Origin of the sequence: Faecalibacterium gallinarum (genome assembly GCF_022180365.1) — a bacterium.
Taxonomy (GTDB): Bacteria; Bacillota; Clostridia; order Oscillospirales; family Ruminococcaceae; genus Faecalibacterium; species Faecalibacterium gallinarum.
This window is the reverse complement of sequence record NZ_BQKV01000025.1, coordinates 1-15,356: the sequence shown is the minus strand read 5'-3', so window position 1 is coordinate 15,356 and position 15,356 is coordinate 1. Positions and strand designations below refer to the sequence as shown.

Here is a 15,356-nt window from a genome sequence, read left to right as displayed (position 1 = left end):
ATCACCTGCACCGTCACCTTCTGTCTGACCCTCTGGGTCATCGGCCCTGTTACTTCTCTGGCCTCTGACCTGTTGGGCAGCTTCTTCACCTTCCTGTCCGAGACCAGCGGCATCGTGATGGGTATGGTGGCCGGCGCCTTCTGGCAGGTGCTGGTTATGTTCGGCCTCCACTGGGCCATGATCCCCCTGGCTCTCAATGATATGATGACCAAGGGTTACAGCACCATCCTGACCGGTACCTTCGGCTGCACCTTCGCACAGTGCGGCGCGATCCTGGCCATCTGGATCAAGACCAAGAACGCCAAGACCCGCAGCCTCTGCGCTCCCGCTCTGATCTCCGGCATCGCCGGCGTCACTGAGCCCGCCATCTACGGCATCACCCTCCCCAAGAAGAAACCCTTCATCATCACCTGCATCGTGGGTGCCATCACCGGCGCCGGCCTGATGGCCACCGGCGTCACCGGCTATACCATGGCCGGCCTGGGTGTTTTTGGTTACACCGCCTACGTCAACACCGCCACCAACGACATCAGCGGCATGATTTGGGGCATTGTCTGGTCTCTGATCGCTGTGGTTCTGGCTTTCATCATGGTCTTCTTCACTTACAGCGACGAGCCCGCCGGCAAGAAGAAGGCTGCCCCCGCTCCCGCTCCCGAGGCCCCCAAGGCTGCCGCCCCCGCCGGCGACAAGATCGTGGGCGCTCCCCTGGAGGGCGAGATGCGGGTTCTGACCGAGATCGAGGACCCCGTCTTCTCCAGCGAGGCTCTGGGCAAGGGCTGCGCCATCGAGCCCAGCAAGGGCGAAGTGGTTGCCCCCTTTGACGGCACCATCGAGCAGGTCGCCGAGACCAAGCACGCCATCGGCATGACCGGCGACAACGGCCTGGAAGTCCTGATCCACGTGGGCATGGACACCGTCGAGCTGAAGGGCAAGGGCTACGAGCCCATGGTCAAGGTGGGCGACAAGGTCAAGAAGGGCCAGCTGCTGCTGAAGTTCGATATGGCTTTCATCTCGGACGCGGGCTACAAGCTGACCACCCCCGTGATCATCACCAACACCGACGACTTCACCAGCGTCGAGCCGGTGGCTACCGGCAAGGTCACCCAGGGCCAGGATGTGGTTCTGGTAAAGTAATCCCCTGCCCCATCGGGTAAATCCAAAACAGCAAAAATGGGCTGCCGCAGATGCGCTGAACATCTGCGGCAGCCCTCTTTTTATGCCCGGTTTTACGGCTCATTTCCCCCGCTCTCCGGGGCCCCAGCGGCTTTTCCGGCAAAGTACGCTTCTCAATGGGAGATCGCTTTCCCTCCTATTCCCCATGGGTCAGATCCTGGGCTAGCGGCTCCCCCAGCGGGCGGCGGCCGCGGAGCTATAGCCCGTCCGGGAAAGTCTCTCTTTCAACCCTGCATCCGCTCCCCTATCCCCTCATAAAATGTGGTAATCCGGGGAGGCGGTTTCCTTCCCGTCCGTCCTGGAAGGCTGAATCAGGGGGCTTTTCAGGCCCTCTTCCTTCCAGGCCCCCAAGAGCCCCTCTGAGGGCGGGCATGGCAAAGAGTATTCTTTCCTTTTCCCGGCAGCCCAAGCGGCCATACAGCCCCCCAGCCGCCGCAGAGAAGAGCCCGCCAAAAAGCACAAAGCCAAAGCCGAATTCCCCCCCGCGAAAAGACCCCTCACACCCGCTGCCCAGAACAGCAAAAAGCCCCTCCTGCCACAGGGGCAGAAGGGGCTTAAATGAGCTTTTAGCTTGCCTTAGAACTCAGCGTTCGCGGGTCAAAATCACTCAATGATCTTGCCAACAACGCCGGAACCAACGGTACGGCCACCCTCACGGATAGCGAAACGCAGGCCCTCTTCCATAGCGACAGCGGTCAGCAGCTCGACGTGCATGGTGACGTTATCACCGGGCATGCACATCTCGGTGCCCTCGGGCAGGGTGATGATGCCGGTCACGTCGGTGGTACGGAAGTAGAACTGAGGACGATAGTTGGAGAAGAAGGGGGTGTGACGGCCGCCCTCGTCCTTGGTCAGGACGTAAACCTGAGCCTCAAAGACGGTGTGGGGGTGCACGGAACCGGGCTTAGCCAGAACCTGGCCACGCTCGATCTGGGTGCGGTCAACACCACGCAGCAGAGCGCCGATGTTGTCGCCAGCCTGAGCAAAGTCCAGAGACTTGCGGAACATCTCCAGGCCGGTGATGGTGGTGTTCAGACGCTCGGGCTTGATGCCAACGATCTCCATAGGATCGCCAACCTTGGCGGTACCACGCTCAACACGACCGGTAGCAACGGTGCCACGGCCAGAAATGGTCATGACGTCCTCAACGGGCATCAGGAAGTCCTTGTCGGCCAGACGGTCGGGAGTGGGGATGTACTCGTCGACAGCGGCCATCAGCTCGTTGATGCAAGCGTACTCGGGAGCGTTGGGGTCGGTAGAAGTGGACTCCAGAGCCTTCAGAGCGGAACCACGAATGATCGGGGTGTCGTCGCCAGGGAAGTCGTAGCTGCTCAGCAGCTCACGGATCTCCATCTCGACCAGATCCAGCAGCTCCTCGTCGTCGACCATATCGACCTTGTTCATGAACACGACGATATAGGGCACGCCGACCTGACGGGCCAGCAGGATGTGCTCACGGGTCTGGGGCATGGGACCATCGGTAGAAGCAACGACCAGGATAGCGCCGTCCATCTGAGCAGCACCAGTGATCATGTTCTTAACGTAGTCGGCGTGGCCCGGGCAGTCAACGTGAGCGTAGTGACGGTTAGCAGTCTGGTACTCAACGTGAGCGGAGTTGATCGTGATACCACGAGCGCGCTCCTCGGGAGCCTTGTCGATGTTGGCGTAGTCCATGAAGTCTGCGCCGCCCTGCAGAGCCAGAACCTTGGTGATAGCAGCGGTCAGAGTGGTCTTGCCGTGGTCAACGTGACCGATGGTGCCGATGTTAACATGCGGCTTAGAACGGTCAAATTTTGCCTTTTCAGCCATTGGAATTTCCTCCCTTAAAATCGGTAATTTTGGTTACAACAGCCTCGCGCCTGCATAAATGCATTGCAAGGCTATTCTACTAGATTATTCCCATAAAATCAAGAGATTTTTCCTGAAATTTTGCCTAAGGGAGCAAATCCCATTCAAATCTCTCTTTTCATGGATCAATCCTTGCTGCGGCCCGCGATGATGGTATCGGCGATGTTCTTGGGCACCGGCTCGTAGTGAGACGGCTCCATGACATACTGGCCGCGGCCCTGAGTCTTGGAACGCAGGTCGGTAGCATAACCAAACATCTGAGCCAGAGGAACCAGAGCGTTGACGCGCTGGGTGCCTGCCATAGCCTCCATACCCTGGATCTGGCCGCGGCGGGCGTTCAGGTCGCCGATAACGTCGCCCAGATACTCATCGGGAACGATAACAGCCACCTTCATGATGGGCTCGGTGATGATGGGATCAGCCTTGCGCATAGCCTCCTTGAAGGCCATGGAACCGGCGATGGAGAAGGCCATTTCAGAGGAGTCAACCTCGTGATAAGAGCCGTCCCACAGGGTGACCTTGACATCCACGACGGGGTAGCCGGCCAGAACACCGGCCTTCATTGCGCCCTGGATACCGTTGTCAACTGCAGGGATATACTCCTTGGGGATCGCGCCGCCAACGATGGCGTTGACGAACTCGTAACCCTTGCCGGGCTCGTTGGGCTCGATCTTGATCTTGACGTGACCGTACTGGCCCTTACCACCGGACTGACGGGCGTACTTGGTCTCCTGGTTGGCCTCTTTGCGAATGGTCTCGCGGTAAGCAACCTGGGGTGCGCCGACGTTGGCCTCGACCTTGAACTCGCGCAGCAGACGGTCGACGATGATCTCCAGGTGGAGCTCGCCCATGCCGGCGATGATGGTCTGACCAGTCTCCTCATCGGTGTAGGTCTTGAAGGTCGGGTCCTCCTCGGCCAGCTTCGCCAGCGCGATGCCCATCTTCTCGTTGCCGGCCTTGGTCTTGGGCTCGATGGCAACGCGGATAACGGGCTCGGGGAACTTCATGGACTCGAGGATGATGGGGTGGTTCTCATCGCACAGGGTGTCGCCGGTGGTGGTGTTCTTCAGGCCCACGACGGCGGCGATATCGCCTGCGTAGCAGCAGTCGATGTCCTTGCGGTGGTTGGAGTGCATCTGGAGGATGCGGCCCATACGCTCGCGGCTGTCCTTCACCGAGTTGTAAACGGTGGTGCCAGCCTCGACCTTACCGGAGTAAACGCGGAAGTATGCCAGCTTGCCGACGAAGGGGTCGGTCGCAATCTTGAAGGCCAGAGCAGCGAAGGGAGCGTCGTCGGAAGAGGGACGAGTCTCGGGCTCCTCGGTCTCAGGATTGATGCCCTTGATGTCCTCGACATCGGTGGGGGCGGGCATGTAGTCCACGATGGCGTCCAGCAGCTTCTGAACGCCCTTGTTCTTGTAGGAAGAGCCGCAGACCACGGGCACCAGGGTGTTGGCGATGGTCTCCTTGCGGATGGCGGCCTTCAGCTCCTCGCGGGTGATCTCCTCGCCCTCGAGGTACTTCTCCATCAGCTCCTCATCGTTCTCGGCGACAGCCTCGATGAGGATGTTGTGGTACTCCTCGGCCTGCTCCTTCATGTCCTCGGGGATCTCCTCGAGGCGCATGTCGTTGCCCATATCGTCGTAGTAGACCTCAGCCTTCATATCGACCAGGTCGACGATGCCCTTAAAGGTGTCTTCCTTGCCGATGGGCAGCTGGATCGCCACGCCGTTGGCGTGCAGACGGTCGTGCAGCATCTGGATGCAGCGGAAGAAGTCGGCGCCCATGGTATCCATCTTGTTGACGTAAACCATACGGGGGACCTTGTACTCGTCCGCCTGGCGCCAGACAGTCTCGGACTGGGGCTCAACGCCGCCCTTCGCGGCCAGAACGGTGACAGAACCGTCCAGAACGCGCAGAGAGCGCTGGACCTCGACGGTGAAGTCGACGTGGCCCGGGGTGTCGATGATGTTGATACGATGACGGCCCTTCTTGTAGGCGACGGGATCGTTCTTCAGCTCGGTGTGGCTCCAGTAGCAGGTGGTTGCAGCGGAGGTGATGGTGATACCACGCTCCTGCTCCTGCACCATCCAGTCCATGGTAGCGGCGCCTTCGTGCACCTCGCCGATCTTATGGGTGATGCCGGTGTAGTACAGAATGCGCTCGGTGGTGGTGGTCTTGCCGGCATCGATGTGCGCCATGATGCCGATATTTCTGGTCATCTGAAGAGAAACTTCTCTGGGAGTAGCCATGAAATTAACCTCCTACAGATCAATAACGGAAATGAGCGAAAGCCTTGTTGGCCTCGGCCATCTTATGGGTATCCTCGCGCTTCTTCACGGCGTTGCCGGTGTTGTTGGCAGCGTCCATGATCTCAGCAGCCAGGCGCTGGCTCATGGTCTTCTCACCACGAGTACGGCTGTAAGCGGTCAGCCAGCGCAGGCCCAGGGTCTCGCGGCGAGCGGGGCTGACCTCCAGGGGAACCTGGTAGTTGGCGCCACCCACACGGCGGGTCTTGCACTCGAGGCTGGGCATGATGTTCTCCATGGCCTTCTCAAAGGTCTCCAGAGGATCGTTGCCGGTTTTCTCCTGGATCATGGTGAAAGCATCGTAAACGATCTTCTGAGCGACGCCCTTCTTACCATCCAGCATGATGTTGTTGACAAGACGGGTGACCATCTTGGAATTGTAAATAGGATCTGCCAAGACATCGCGCTTAGCAATATTACCTCTTCTAGGCATCTTTCTTCCCTCCTTCACAGAATGATATCATCGGTACTCGAAAGTAAATAAACTCCCGTTGTGTCACAAAGAGCTACCCTACATAAACTGTTGACCATCCGCCGAAGCAGACTTGTTATTTATATATGGAAAGCCGTTTATGAATCGGATCGGCTTTTAATTACTTCTTCGCTGCACCGGCCTTAGGACGCTTCGCGCCGTACTTGGAGCGGGCCTGGTTACGGCCGGCCACACCCTGGGTATCCAGAGTGCCGCGGATGATGTGGTAACGCACACCAGGGAGGTCCTTAACACGACCGCCGCGGATCAGCACGACAGAGTGCTCCTGCAGGTTGTGGCCGATGCCGGGAATGTAAGAGGTGACCTCAATACCATTCGTGAGGCGGACACGGGCGACCTTACGCAGAGCAGAGTTAGGCTTCTTCGGGGTCATGGTACGGACGGCAGTGCAGACACCGCGCTTCTGGGGGCTGTTGAGATCAGAATACTGCTTCTTCTGAGAGTTGTAGCTCTTCAGCAGTGCGGGGGCAGTGCTCTTGGTAGCCAGGACCTGACGGCCTTTGCGTACAAGCTGGTTAAAAGTAGGCATTTTGTTTCTCCTTTCGTAATTTTCGTGCGCCGGGCAGGCGCCCGGGCATTTTTTGCCGCACCTCACCCTTAGAGTGACGCGCAACAGTTGTATTTTACACGGTTTCGCGTGTAATGTCAACAGTTTTTCCAGAAAAAATTTGGTTTATTCTCCAAATCTCATTTTTTCTTTTCTCCCGGCCTTTTCAACCGGACAAAACGGGGGTTTTGGCCCCCTCCCCTCCCCTTTCCGGGCGCAAAAAGGCCCGCCGGAAGGGTTCACCCCCCTCCGGCGGGCCGGTGCCTCACGCCCGGGCGGGCGGGGCAGTTATTTGATATAGGTTACTGAGCGGCAGCCTGCTCGGCGGCGATCTGCTCGTTCAGCTCGGCCTCGCGGCGGATCAGGTCGGCGCGGACCTCCGGCAGACCGGTGCCTGCGGGGATCAGCTTGCCGATGATGACGTTCTCCTTCAGGCCGGACAGGGAGTCTGCCTTGCCCTTGATGGCGGCCTCGGTCAGGACACGGGTGGTCTCCTGGAAGGAAGCAGCCGACAGGAAGGACTCGGTGGCCAGGGCAGCCTTGGTAATGCCCAGCAGCACCTGCTGGTACTCCACCAGCTTGATGCCCTCTTCGCCGGCGTCGATCCGGGCCTGGAGCTCGGCGTTGATGTTCTCGACCTCCAGACGGTTGGCCAGCGCGCCGCCGATCAGAGAGGAGGAACCGGAGTCGGTGACCCGGACCTTGCGGCACATCTGACGGACGATGACCTCGATGTGCTTGTCGTTGATCTCAACGCCCTGGAGGCGGTAGACCTTCTGGACCTCGCTGATCAGGTAGTTCTGGACGGCATCCAGGCCCTTGACCGCCAGGATATCCTGGGGATAGAGCACGCCCTCGCGGGTGATGATGTCGCCCTTCTCCACCCGGTCGCCGGGCAGCACACGGGAGTGCTGGGTGAAGGGGATGGAGTAGCTCTTGACCACTTCGGCGCCGTTGTCGTCCTTGCCGGTGACCTTGATGACCACGTTCTTCTTGGTGTCGTCCTGAGAGACCACACCGGAGATCTCGCTCATGATGGCCATGCTCTTGGGCCGGCGGCTCTCGAACAGCTCCTCAACGCGGGGCAGACCCTGGGTAATATCCTCGGCCGATGCGATACCGCCGGTATGGAAGGTACGCATGGTCAGCTGGGTGCCCGGCTCGCCGATGGACTCGGCGGCGATGATACCGACCGACTCGCCCAGCTGGACCGGCTCGCCGGTGGCCATGTTGGAGCCGTAGCAGTAAGCGCAGACGCCGGTCTTGGCGCGGCAGGTCAGCAGGCTGCGGATCTTCAGGCTGGTGATGCCGGCGGCCTCGATCTCCTCGGCATCGTACAGATCCATCATCTTGCCCTCGGGCACGATGACCTTGCCGGTGACGGGGTGGACCACATCGCCCACGGCGTAGCGGCCGATCAGACGCTCGCGGAAGCTCTCGATCTTCTCCTTGCCCTCGTGGATCTCGGAGACCACCAGGCCGTCGGTGGTGTGGCAGTCCAGCTCGCGGATGATGACGTCCTGAGAGACGTCGACCATGCGGCGGGTCAGGTAACCGGAGTCGGCGGTACGCAGAGCGGTATCGGCCAGACCCTTACGGGCGCCACGGGCGGAAACGAAGTATTCCAGGATGTTCAGACCTTCGCGGTAGTTGGCACGAATGGGCATCTCGATGGTCTGACCGGCGGTGTTGGCCAGCAGGCCGCGCATGCCGGCCAGCTGCTTGATCTGGTTCATGGAACCACGGGCGCCCGAGTCGGCCATCATATAGATCTCGTTGTCCTTGGGCAGGTTGTCGGCCAGGGCCTTGGAGACCTTGTCGGTGGTGGCCTGCCAGATGTCGATGGTCTTCTTGTACCGCTCCTCCTCGGAGATCAGACCGCGGTTGAACAGCTTGCCGATCTGGGCGACCTGCTTGTCTGCTTCGGCGATCAGCTCGGCCTTCTGGGGCGGGATCACCGCGTCGCAGACGGCCACCGAGATGGCGGACAGAGTGGAGTACTTATAACCCTGGCTCTTGATGGCGTCCAGCATCTTGGCGCAGGCGCGGGTGCCGTTGCGGGTCATGCAGCGGGAGATGATGTCGGGCAGGGTCTTCTTGGTCACCCGGAAGCTGACCTCGTAATCCAGCCAGTGGGCGGGATCGGTGCGGTCCACGTAGCCCAGGTTCTGGGGCACGGGGGTGTTGAAGATGATGCGGCCCACGGTGGTATCCACGATGCCGGTCCGCTCCACGCCGTCCAGGGTCATGGTGCGGCGGACCCGGACGGGAGTGTGGAGGGTGACCACGTGCTCGGCGTAGGCCATCAGGGCCTCGGACTCATCCCGGAAGACCTTGCCGGCGCCCTCGTCGTTCTCCCGGACGGTGGTCAGGTAGTAGCTGCCCAGAATCATATCCTGGGTAGGCACAGCCACAGGCGCGCCGTCGGAGGGTTTCAGCAGGTTGCCGGAAGCCAGCATCAGCATCTTGGCCTCGCGGCAGGCGTCCTCGCCCAGGGGCAGATGGACGGCCATCTGGTCGCCGTCGAAGTCGGCGTTGAATGCGGTACAGGACAGGGGGTGCAGCTTGATGGCGCGGCCCTCCACCAGCACCGGGTTAAAGGCCTGGATGCCCAGACGGTGCAGGGTAGGCGCACGGTTCAGCAGAACGGGGTGGCCCTGGATGACCGTCTCCAGGCTGTCCCAGACCTCGGGCTTGCTCCGCTCCACCATCTTGCGGGCGGACTTGATGTTGTTGGCGACGCCCTTCTCCACCAGGTCCTTCATGACAAAGGGCTTGAACAGCTCCAGAGCCATCTCCTTGGGCAGACCGCACTGGTCCATCCGCAGCTCGGGGCCGACGACGATAACGGAACGGCCGGAGTAGTCAACACGCTTGCCCAGCAGGTTCTGACGGAAGCGGCCCTGCTTGCCCTTCAGCATATCGGACAGGCTCTTGAGGGCGCGGTTGTTGGGGCCGGTGACGGGACGGCCGCGGCGGCCGTTGTCGATCAGACTGTCCACAGCCTCCTGCAGCATCCGCTTCTCGTTGCGGACGATGATGTCGGGAGCGCCCAGCTCCAGCAGGCGGCGCAGACGGTTGTTCCGGTTGATGACCCGGCGGTACAGATCGTTCAGGTCAGAGGTGGCGAAACGGCCGCCGTCCAGCTGCACCATGGGGCGCAGATCGGGGGGCAGGACGGGCAGGACGTTCATAATCATCCACTCGGGGCGGTTGCCCGAGATCCGGAAGGCCTCCACGACCTCCAGACGCTTGAGGATGCGAACCCGCTTCTGGCCGGTGGACTTCTCCACCTCGGCGGTCAGCTCGGCGCTCAGCTGGTCGAGATCGATCTCTTCCAGCAGGGTCTGGATGGCCTCGGCGCCCATGGATGCCTCGAACTCGTCGCCGTAGCGGTCCTGCATCTCCCGGTATTCCTTCTCGGTCAGGAGCTGCTTTTTCTCCAGCGGGGTCAGGCCGGGGTCGGTGACGATATAGCTGGCGAAGTACAGAACCTTCTCCAGCAGACGGGGGCTGATGTCCAGCATCAGGCCGATCCGGCTGGGGATGCCCTTGAAGTACCAGATGTGGCTGACGGGGGCGGCCAGCTCGATGTGGCCCATCCGCTCGCGGCGGACCTTGGCTTTGGTGACCTCGACGCCGCAGCGGTCGCAGATCTTGCCTTTATAACGAATCCGCTTGTACTTGCCGCAGTGGCACTCCCAGTCCTTGGTGGGTCCAAAGATACGCTCGCAGTACAGGCCGTCGCGCTCGGGCTTCAGGGTGCGGTAGTTGATGGTCTCGGGCTTCTTCACCTCGCCGTAGCTCCACTTGCGGATCTGATCGGGAGAGGCAAGGCCAATTTTGATCGAATCGAAAACAGTGTTTTCCATGAAACGAACCCTTTCCTAATCTCTATTGTTTCGATGATGCAGACGGCTGCGGATTATTCAAAGTCCACTTCGTCGGAAGATTCCGCCATCTCGCCGGCGGCGCTGTCCTCCAGGATGGAGGGATCATCGAACCCTGCGTCGGCGTCCTTAATGGTATAATCGCTGAGCAGCTCGCTCTCTTTGGCCACCGACTCGGCGCCGGCCATGTCGCGCATATCAAAGCCGGTCTCTTCGTCATCGAAGTTCTGGCGCATATCGATCTCGTTGCCCTCGGCGTCCTGGACCACCACATCCAGGCCCAGAGACTGCAGCTCCTTGAGCATGACGCGGAAGGACTCGGGGATGCCCGGCTGAGGCACGGGCTCGCCCTTGACGATGGCCTCGTAGGTCTTGACACGGCCCTCCACGTCGTCCGACTTGACGGTCAGGATCTCCTGCAGGGTGTAAGCTGCGCCGTAAGCCTCCAGAGCCCAGACCTCCATCTCGCCGAAACGCTGGCCGCCGAACTGGGCCTTGCCGCCCAGGGGCTGCTGGGTAACCAGAGAGTAGGGGCCGGTGGAACGGGCGTGGATCTTATCGTCCACCAGGTGATGCAGCTTGAGGTAGTACATATAGCCGACGGTAACCCGGTTGTCGAACTTCTCGCCGGTGCGGCCGTCGTAGACGGTGGTCTTGCCGTCGCGGTCCAGCTCGATCTTGGAGAAGTCGATCACATGGCCGGCCTCGCCCATGATGCGGGGCAGCTTGCTGGGATACTCGGGGGCATTCTCGCCGTGCCACATCTCGCGGGCGGTGTCGAATGCGTCGCTGATATCGTTCTCACGGGCGGAGTCGAAGACGGGGGTCATGACCTTGATGCCGCAGGCCTTGGCTGCATAGCCCAGGTTGACCTCCAGCACCTGCCCGATGTTCATACGGGAAGGAACGCCCAGGGGGTTCAGCACGATATCCAGCGGGGTGCCGTCGGGCAGGTAGGGCATATCCTCCTGGGGCAGAATCCGGGAGACGACACCCTTGTTGCCGTGGCGGCCGGCCATCTTATCGCCGACGCTGATCTTGCGCTTCTGGGCGATATAGCAGCGGACCACCTGGCGCACGCCGGGCTGGAGCTCGTCGCTGTTCTCGGGGGTAAAGACCTTGACATCCACGATGATGCCGTACTCGCCGTGGGGCACGCGGAGAGAGGTGTCGCGGACCTCCCGGGCCTTCTCGCCGAAGATGGCGCGGAGCAGCCGCTCCTCGGCGGTCAGCTCGGTCTCGCCCTTGGGGGTGACCTTACCGACCAGGATGTCGCCGCTCTTGACCTCGGCGCCCACCCGGATGATGCCCCGCTCGTCCAGATCCTTCAGCGCGTCCTCGGACACGTTGGGGATGTCGCGGGTGATCTCCTCGGGTCCCAGCTTGGTGTCGCGGGACTCGGTCTCGTACTCCTCGATGTGGATGGAGGTGTAAACGTCCTCGCGGACGATCTTCTCATTCAGCAGGACGGCGTCCTCGTAGTTGTAGCCCTCCCAGGTCATGAAGCCGATCAGGGCGTTCTTACCCAGAGAGATCTCGCCGTTCCGCATGGCGGGGCCGTCGGCCAGAACCTGGCCGGCCTTGACGCTCTCGCCCACGTCCACGATGGGGCGCTGGTTGATGCAGGTGCCGGCGTTGGAACGGGCGAACTTCACCAGGGGGTAATCCTCCTGGGCGCCCTGGGCGGTGCGGACCAGCACGTGGTCGGCGTCCACCCGCTCGACGATGCCGTCGCTCTTGGCCAGGACGGCGGTGCCGGAGTCAGTAGCAGCCTTGTACTCCATGCCGGTGGCGACCAGCGGCTGCTGGGTGACCATCAGAGGCACGGCCTGGCGCTGCATGTTGGAGCCCATCAGGGCACGGTTACAGTCGTCGTTCTCCAGGAAGGGAATCATCGCAGTAGCGACAGAAACCATCATCCGGGGAGAAACGTCCATGAAATCGACCTTCTCGGCGTCGATTTCCAGAATGTCGTCCCGGCGGCGGGCCGAAACGCGCTGACGCTTGAAGTGCTTGGTCTCGTCCAGAGGCTCGTTGGCCTGGGCGACGACGTACTCGTCCTCGACGTCGGCGGTCATATAGACCACCTCATCGGTGACCACCTGGTCGATGATCCGGCCCTTCTCGTCGTAGGTCTTTTTGACCTTGCGGTAGGGAGCCTCGACAAAGCCGTACTCGTTGATCTTGGCGTAGGAAGCCAGGTAGGAGATCAGACCGATGTTGGGACCTTCGGGGGTCTCGATGGGGCACATACGGCCGTAGTGGCTGTAGTGAACGTCGCGGACCTCGAAACCGGCGCGGTCACGGCTCAGACCGCCGGGGCCCAGGGCAGACAGACGGCGCTTGTGGGTCAGCTCGGCCAGGGGGTTGTTCTGGTCCATGAACTGAGACAGGGGCGAAGAGCCGAAGAACTCTTTGATGGCGGCAACCACAGGCCGGATGTTGATCAGGGCCTGGGGAGTGATGACGCTCTGGTCCTGGCTCTGGAGGGTCATCCGCTCGCGGATGACACGCTCCATCCGGGAGAAGCCGATGCGGAACTGGTTCTGCAGCAGCTCGCCCACGCTGCGGATGCGGCGGTTGCCCAGGTGGTCGATGTCATCGGTGGTGCCGATGCCATGGCCCAGGCCGTTCAGGTAGTTAATAGAAGACAGGATGTCCGCAACGGTGACGGTCCGGCCGATCAGCAGGTCGTGGTTGCGGCGGAGCAGCTCTTTCTGCTCCTCCACATCGCTGGTGGTGTCCAGGATCTTGCGGATCTCATCGAAGCAGCAGCGCTCGTTGATGCCGCACTCCTTGACGTCGAAGGAGAAGAAGCCCTGGGCGTCCACACAGCCGTTGGTGATGACCTTGACGGTCTTGTCCTCCACCTTCAGCAGGACCACGGAGACGCCGGCGGCGTCGGCCTGCTCGGCCTTGGCGCGGGTGATCTTCTCCCCTGCCTCGATCAGCAGCTCGCCGGTCAGGGGGGCCACCACGTTCTCGGCGGCGATCTGGCCGGTGATGCGGCGGGCCAGAGCCAGCTTCTTGTTCATCTTATAACGGCCGAACCGGGACAGATCGTACCGGCGGGGGTCGAAGAAGAGCATGTTGATCTGGCTGGTAGCGGACTCCACCGTGGGGGGCTCGCCGGGGCGCAGCTTGCGGTAGACCTCCAGCAGGCCCTCCTCGCGGTTCTTGGTGGTATCCTTTTCCAGGGTGGCCAGGATCCGCTCGTCCTCGCCGAAGAAGCTCAGGATCTCCTCGTTGGAAGACAGGCCCAGAGCGCGGCAGAGCACGGTGACGGGCAGCTTGCGGTTTTTATCGATCCGAACGTAGAAGACGTTGGAGGCGTCGGTCTCGTACTCCAGCCAGGCGCCGCGGTTGGGGTTCATGGTGGCGCTGAACAGGTCGTTGCCCACCTTATCCTTGGTTGCACCGTAGAACACGCCGGGGGAACGGACCAGCTGGCTGACGATGGCGCGCTCGGCGCCGTTGATGACGAAGGTGCCCGCGTCGGTCATCAGGGGGAAATCGCCCATAAAGATTTCCTGGTCCTTGACCTCACCGGTCTCCTTGTTCAGCAGCCGGGCGGTGACGCGCAGGGGGGCGGCGTAGGTGACGTCCCGCTCCTTGCACTCCTTGATGCTGTACTTGGGTTCCTTGTCCAGCCGGAAGTCCACGAAGCTGAGGGCCAGGTTGCCGGTGTAGTCCTCGATGGCGCCAATATCGTGGAAGACATCCTTCAGGCCCTCGTCCAGGAACCACTGATAGGAATTCTTCTGGACCTCGATCAGGTTGGGCATCCCGATGACTTCGTCGATGTGGGAGAAGCTCTGCCGCTCGGTTTTGCCGAGCTTTACGGGCTTGACTTTCATCATAAAATCAACCACTCCTTACTTTTATACTCTGCGGATACAACAGAATGTGAGCCGAATTTCTGATATGCGCACATAAATCGCCCCACACCCGCCGGGAGGAACCGGCATTTTGCACAAACTTTTGGTTTTGCGCAGTGGCTGCCGGTTTGTTGTTACCCCGTTTTTGGCGCACTAGGCCATTATGTGATAGCATATATATTAGCACCAAAAAGTCCAGCTGTCAAGCCATTTTCTCGTTTTTTGGCACAAAAAATTGTCAAGCCCTTCCCTGTGCCGCACGCCCGGCGGCGTGTTCGCTTTGTGCGTTTTGGGGCTTGATTTTCAGGTTTCGCACGTTCCATCCAAAAATGCCTTTGGTGATTTTGTCAATCTTGCCTCTTGCGGGAAGTTAAGTCCGGGCGTTTTCATTTTCCGCTGCTTTAAAAACACTCTCTCGCAAGCGTTATTTTTACAGTATCTAGAATTTTTGCCTGATGTGTTTACAACAGGCACAAAATAGGTATATAATAATAGGGAAAGGAGGCGCTGATTATGGCACCTGTAAGCACCAACATTAAAATTGATCCCGAATTAAAGGAACAGGCCCAGGCTTTGTTCGACAGCCTGGGGTTGAGTCTGTCGGCTGCGGTTAACGTTTTTTTGCGTCAGGCCGTGCGGGAGCAAGCCATCCCCTTCCGGATCGGCGAACCCCTTCCCAACGCGGAGACCCTTCGCGCCATTGAGGAGGCCAGAAATGGCATCGGCCTGAGTCGGGGCTTTTCTTCCGTCCAGGATCTGATGGAGGACCTGAATGCTGACGATTAAGTACCACACCGCTTTTAAGAAAGATTATAAGCGGCTCAAAAAACGCGGCTATGACCTCAGGAAGCTGGAAAATGTAATCACGCTCCTGGCAGAAGGGAAGGAACTCCCCGCTGCATACCGCGACCACATTCTTTTGGGGGATTACAGTGGCTGTCATGAATGCCATATTGCCCCAGACTGGCTTCTGGTTTACGAAATTCTGGAAAATGAGCTTCTATTATATCTTACCCGTACCGGAACCCACAGTGATCTATTTTAATCATAAATCATTTTTAAAAGAAAAACGCTGCCCTCTGTGAACCGCCCCATATTGTGCGGACAGTACAAAAAAGAGGCCTGCAAGGGGTAGAAGTAAACGAATCAAAGACTGGCCTGGCGAAGCGAGAGCGGAGCCAGGCCAGTCTTTGTCTGGAGCCGCTCGTGGTTATAGAA

At 60.2% G+C, this 15,356-nt stretch carries 9 protein-coding genes; 3 read left to right on the top strand and 6 right to left on the bottom strand.

Going from position 1 to position 15,356, the window contains the following annotated elements; translation table 11 throughout:
* Positions 1-1,134, top strand: a 1,134-nt coding sequence (locus JCM17207_RS03330) for a glucose PTS transporter subunit IIA (protein WP_238316243.1), incomplete at its 5' end; no start/stop codon positions are given.
* A 642-nt stretch (positions 1,135-1,776) separates the two neighbouring features.
* Here JCM17207_RS03330 and tuf read toward each other — a convergent pair.
* From tuf to rpoB, 6 genes are all read right to left on the bottom strand, one after another.
* A complete protein-coding gene (gene tuf / locus JCM17207_RS03325) occupies positions 1,777-2,982 on the bottom strand; it encodes an elongation factor Tu (protein WP_238316242.1) in 1,206 nt (401 codons plus the stop codon).
* A gap of 164 nt (positions 2,983-3,146) precedes the next feature.
* Entirely contained in the window at positions 3,147-5,273 is a 2,127-nt protein-coding gene (gene fusA, locus JCM17207_RS03320) for an elongation factor G (protein ID WP_273494201.1), read from the bottom strand.
* A 19-nt stretch (positions 5,274-5,292) separates the two neighbouring features.
* Positions 5,293-5,763, bottom strand: coding sequence for a 30S ribosomal protein S7 (rpsG, locus tag JCM17207_RS03315; RefSeq protein ID WP_238316241.1), 471 nt, complete (start codon positions 5,761-5,763; stop codon positions 5,293-5,295).
* Positions 5,764-5,923: 160 nt separating this feature from the next.
* Positions 5,924-6,352, bottom strand: a complete 429-nt coding sequence (gene rpsL, locus JCM17207_RS03310) for a 30S ribosomal protein S12 (protein WP_005940205.1) — start codon at positions 6,350-6,352, stop codon at positions 5,924-5,926.
* A gap of 320 nt (positions 6,353-6,672) precedes the next feature.
* Complete coding sequence (rpoC, locus tag JCM17207_RS03305) at positions 6,673-10,242, bottom strand: DNA-directed RNA polymerase subunit beta' (RefSeq protein WP_238316240.1); 3,570 nt, start codon at positions 10,240-10,242, stop codon at positions 6,673-6,675.
* A gap of 53 nt (positions 10,243-10,295) precedes the next feature.
* The gene (gene rpoB, locus JCM17207_RS03300) at positions 10,296-14,120 is read right to left on the bottom strand and encodes a DNA-directed RNA polymerase subunit beta (RefSeq protein WP_238316239.1); all 3,825 of its coding nucleotides are present in this window, start codon (positions 14,118-14,120) and stop codon (positions 10,296-10,298) included.
* 531 nt (positions 14,121-14,651) lie between these two features.
* Between rpoB and JCM17207_RS03295 the strand changes: the two genes are divergently transcribed.
* Together JCM17207_RS03295 and JCM17207_RS03290 are read left to right on the top strand one after the other, a co-directional pair.
* Positions 14,652-14,924, top strand: coding sequence for a type II toxin-antitoxin system RelB/DinJ family antitoxin (locus JCM17207_RS03295; RefSeq protein WP_238316238.1), 273 nt, complete (start codon positions 14,652-14,654; stop codon positions 14,922-14,924).
* Positions 14,911-15,183 carry a type II toxin-antitoxin system YafQ family toxin gene (locus JCM17207_RS03290; protein ID WP_238316237.1) on the top strand — a complete coding sequence of 91 codons (273 nt, stop codon included), beginning with the start codon at positions 14,911-14,913 and terminating at the stop codon, positions 15,181-15,183. The genes JCM17207_RS03295 and JCM17207_RS03290 overlap by 14 nt, the downstream gene beginning before the upstream one ends.
* Positions 15,184-15,356: the final 173 nt, after the last annotated feature.

Excerpts from the sequence above, each read along its gene's own strand:
- tuf (WP_238316242.1), bottom strand. The coding sequence starts at position 2,982 with ATGGCTGAAAAGGCAAAATTTGACCGTTCTAAGCCGCATGTTAACATC.
- fusA (WP_273494201.1), bottom strand. The coding sequence starts at position 5,273 with ATGGCTACTCCCAGAGAAGTTTCTCTTCAGATGACCAGAAATATCGGC.
- rpsG (WP_238316241.1), bottom strand. The coding sequence starts at position 5,763 with ATGCCTAGAAGAGGTAATATTGCTAAGCGCGATGTCTTGGCAGATCCT.
- rpsL (WP_005940205.1), bottom strand. The coding sequence starts at position 6,352 with ATGCCTACTTTTAACCAGCTTGTACGCAAAGGCCGTCAGGTCCTGGCT.
- rpoC (WP_238316240.1), bottom strand. The coding sequence starts at position 10,242 with ATGGAAAACACTGTTTTCGATTCGATCAAAATTGGCCTTGCCTCTCCC.
- rpoB (WP_238316239.1), bottom strand. The coding sequence starts at position 14,120 with ATGATGAAAGTCAAGCCCGTAAAGCTCGGCAAAACCGAGCGGCAGAGC.
- JCM17207_RS03295 (WP_238316238.1), top strand. The coding sequence starts at position 14,652 with ATGGCACCTGTAAGCACCAACATTAAAATTGATCCCGAATTAAAGGAA.
- JCM17207_RS03290 (WP_238316237.1), top strand. The coding sequence starts at position 14,911 with ATGCTGACGATTAAGTACCACACCGCTTTTAAGAAAGATTATAAGCGG.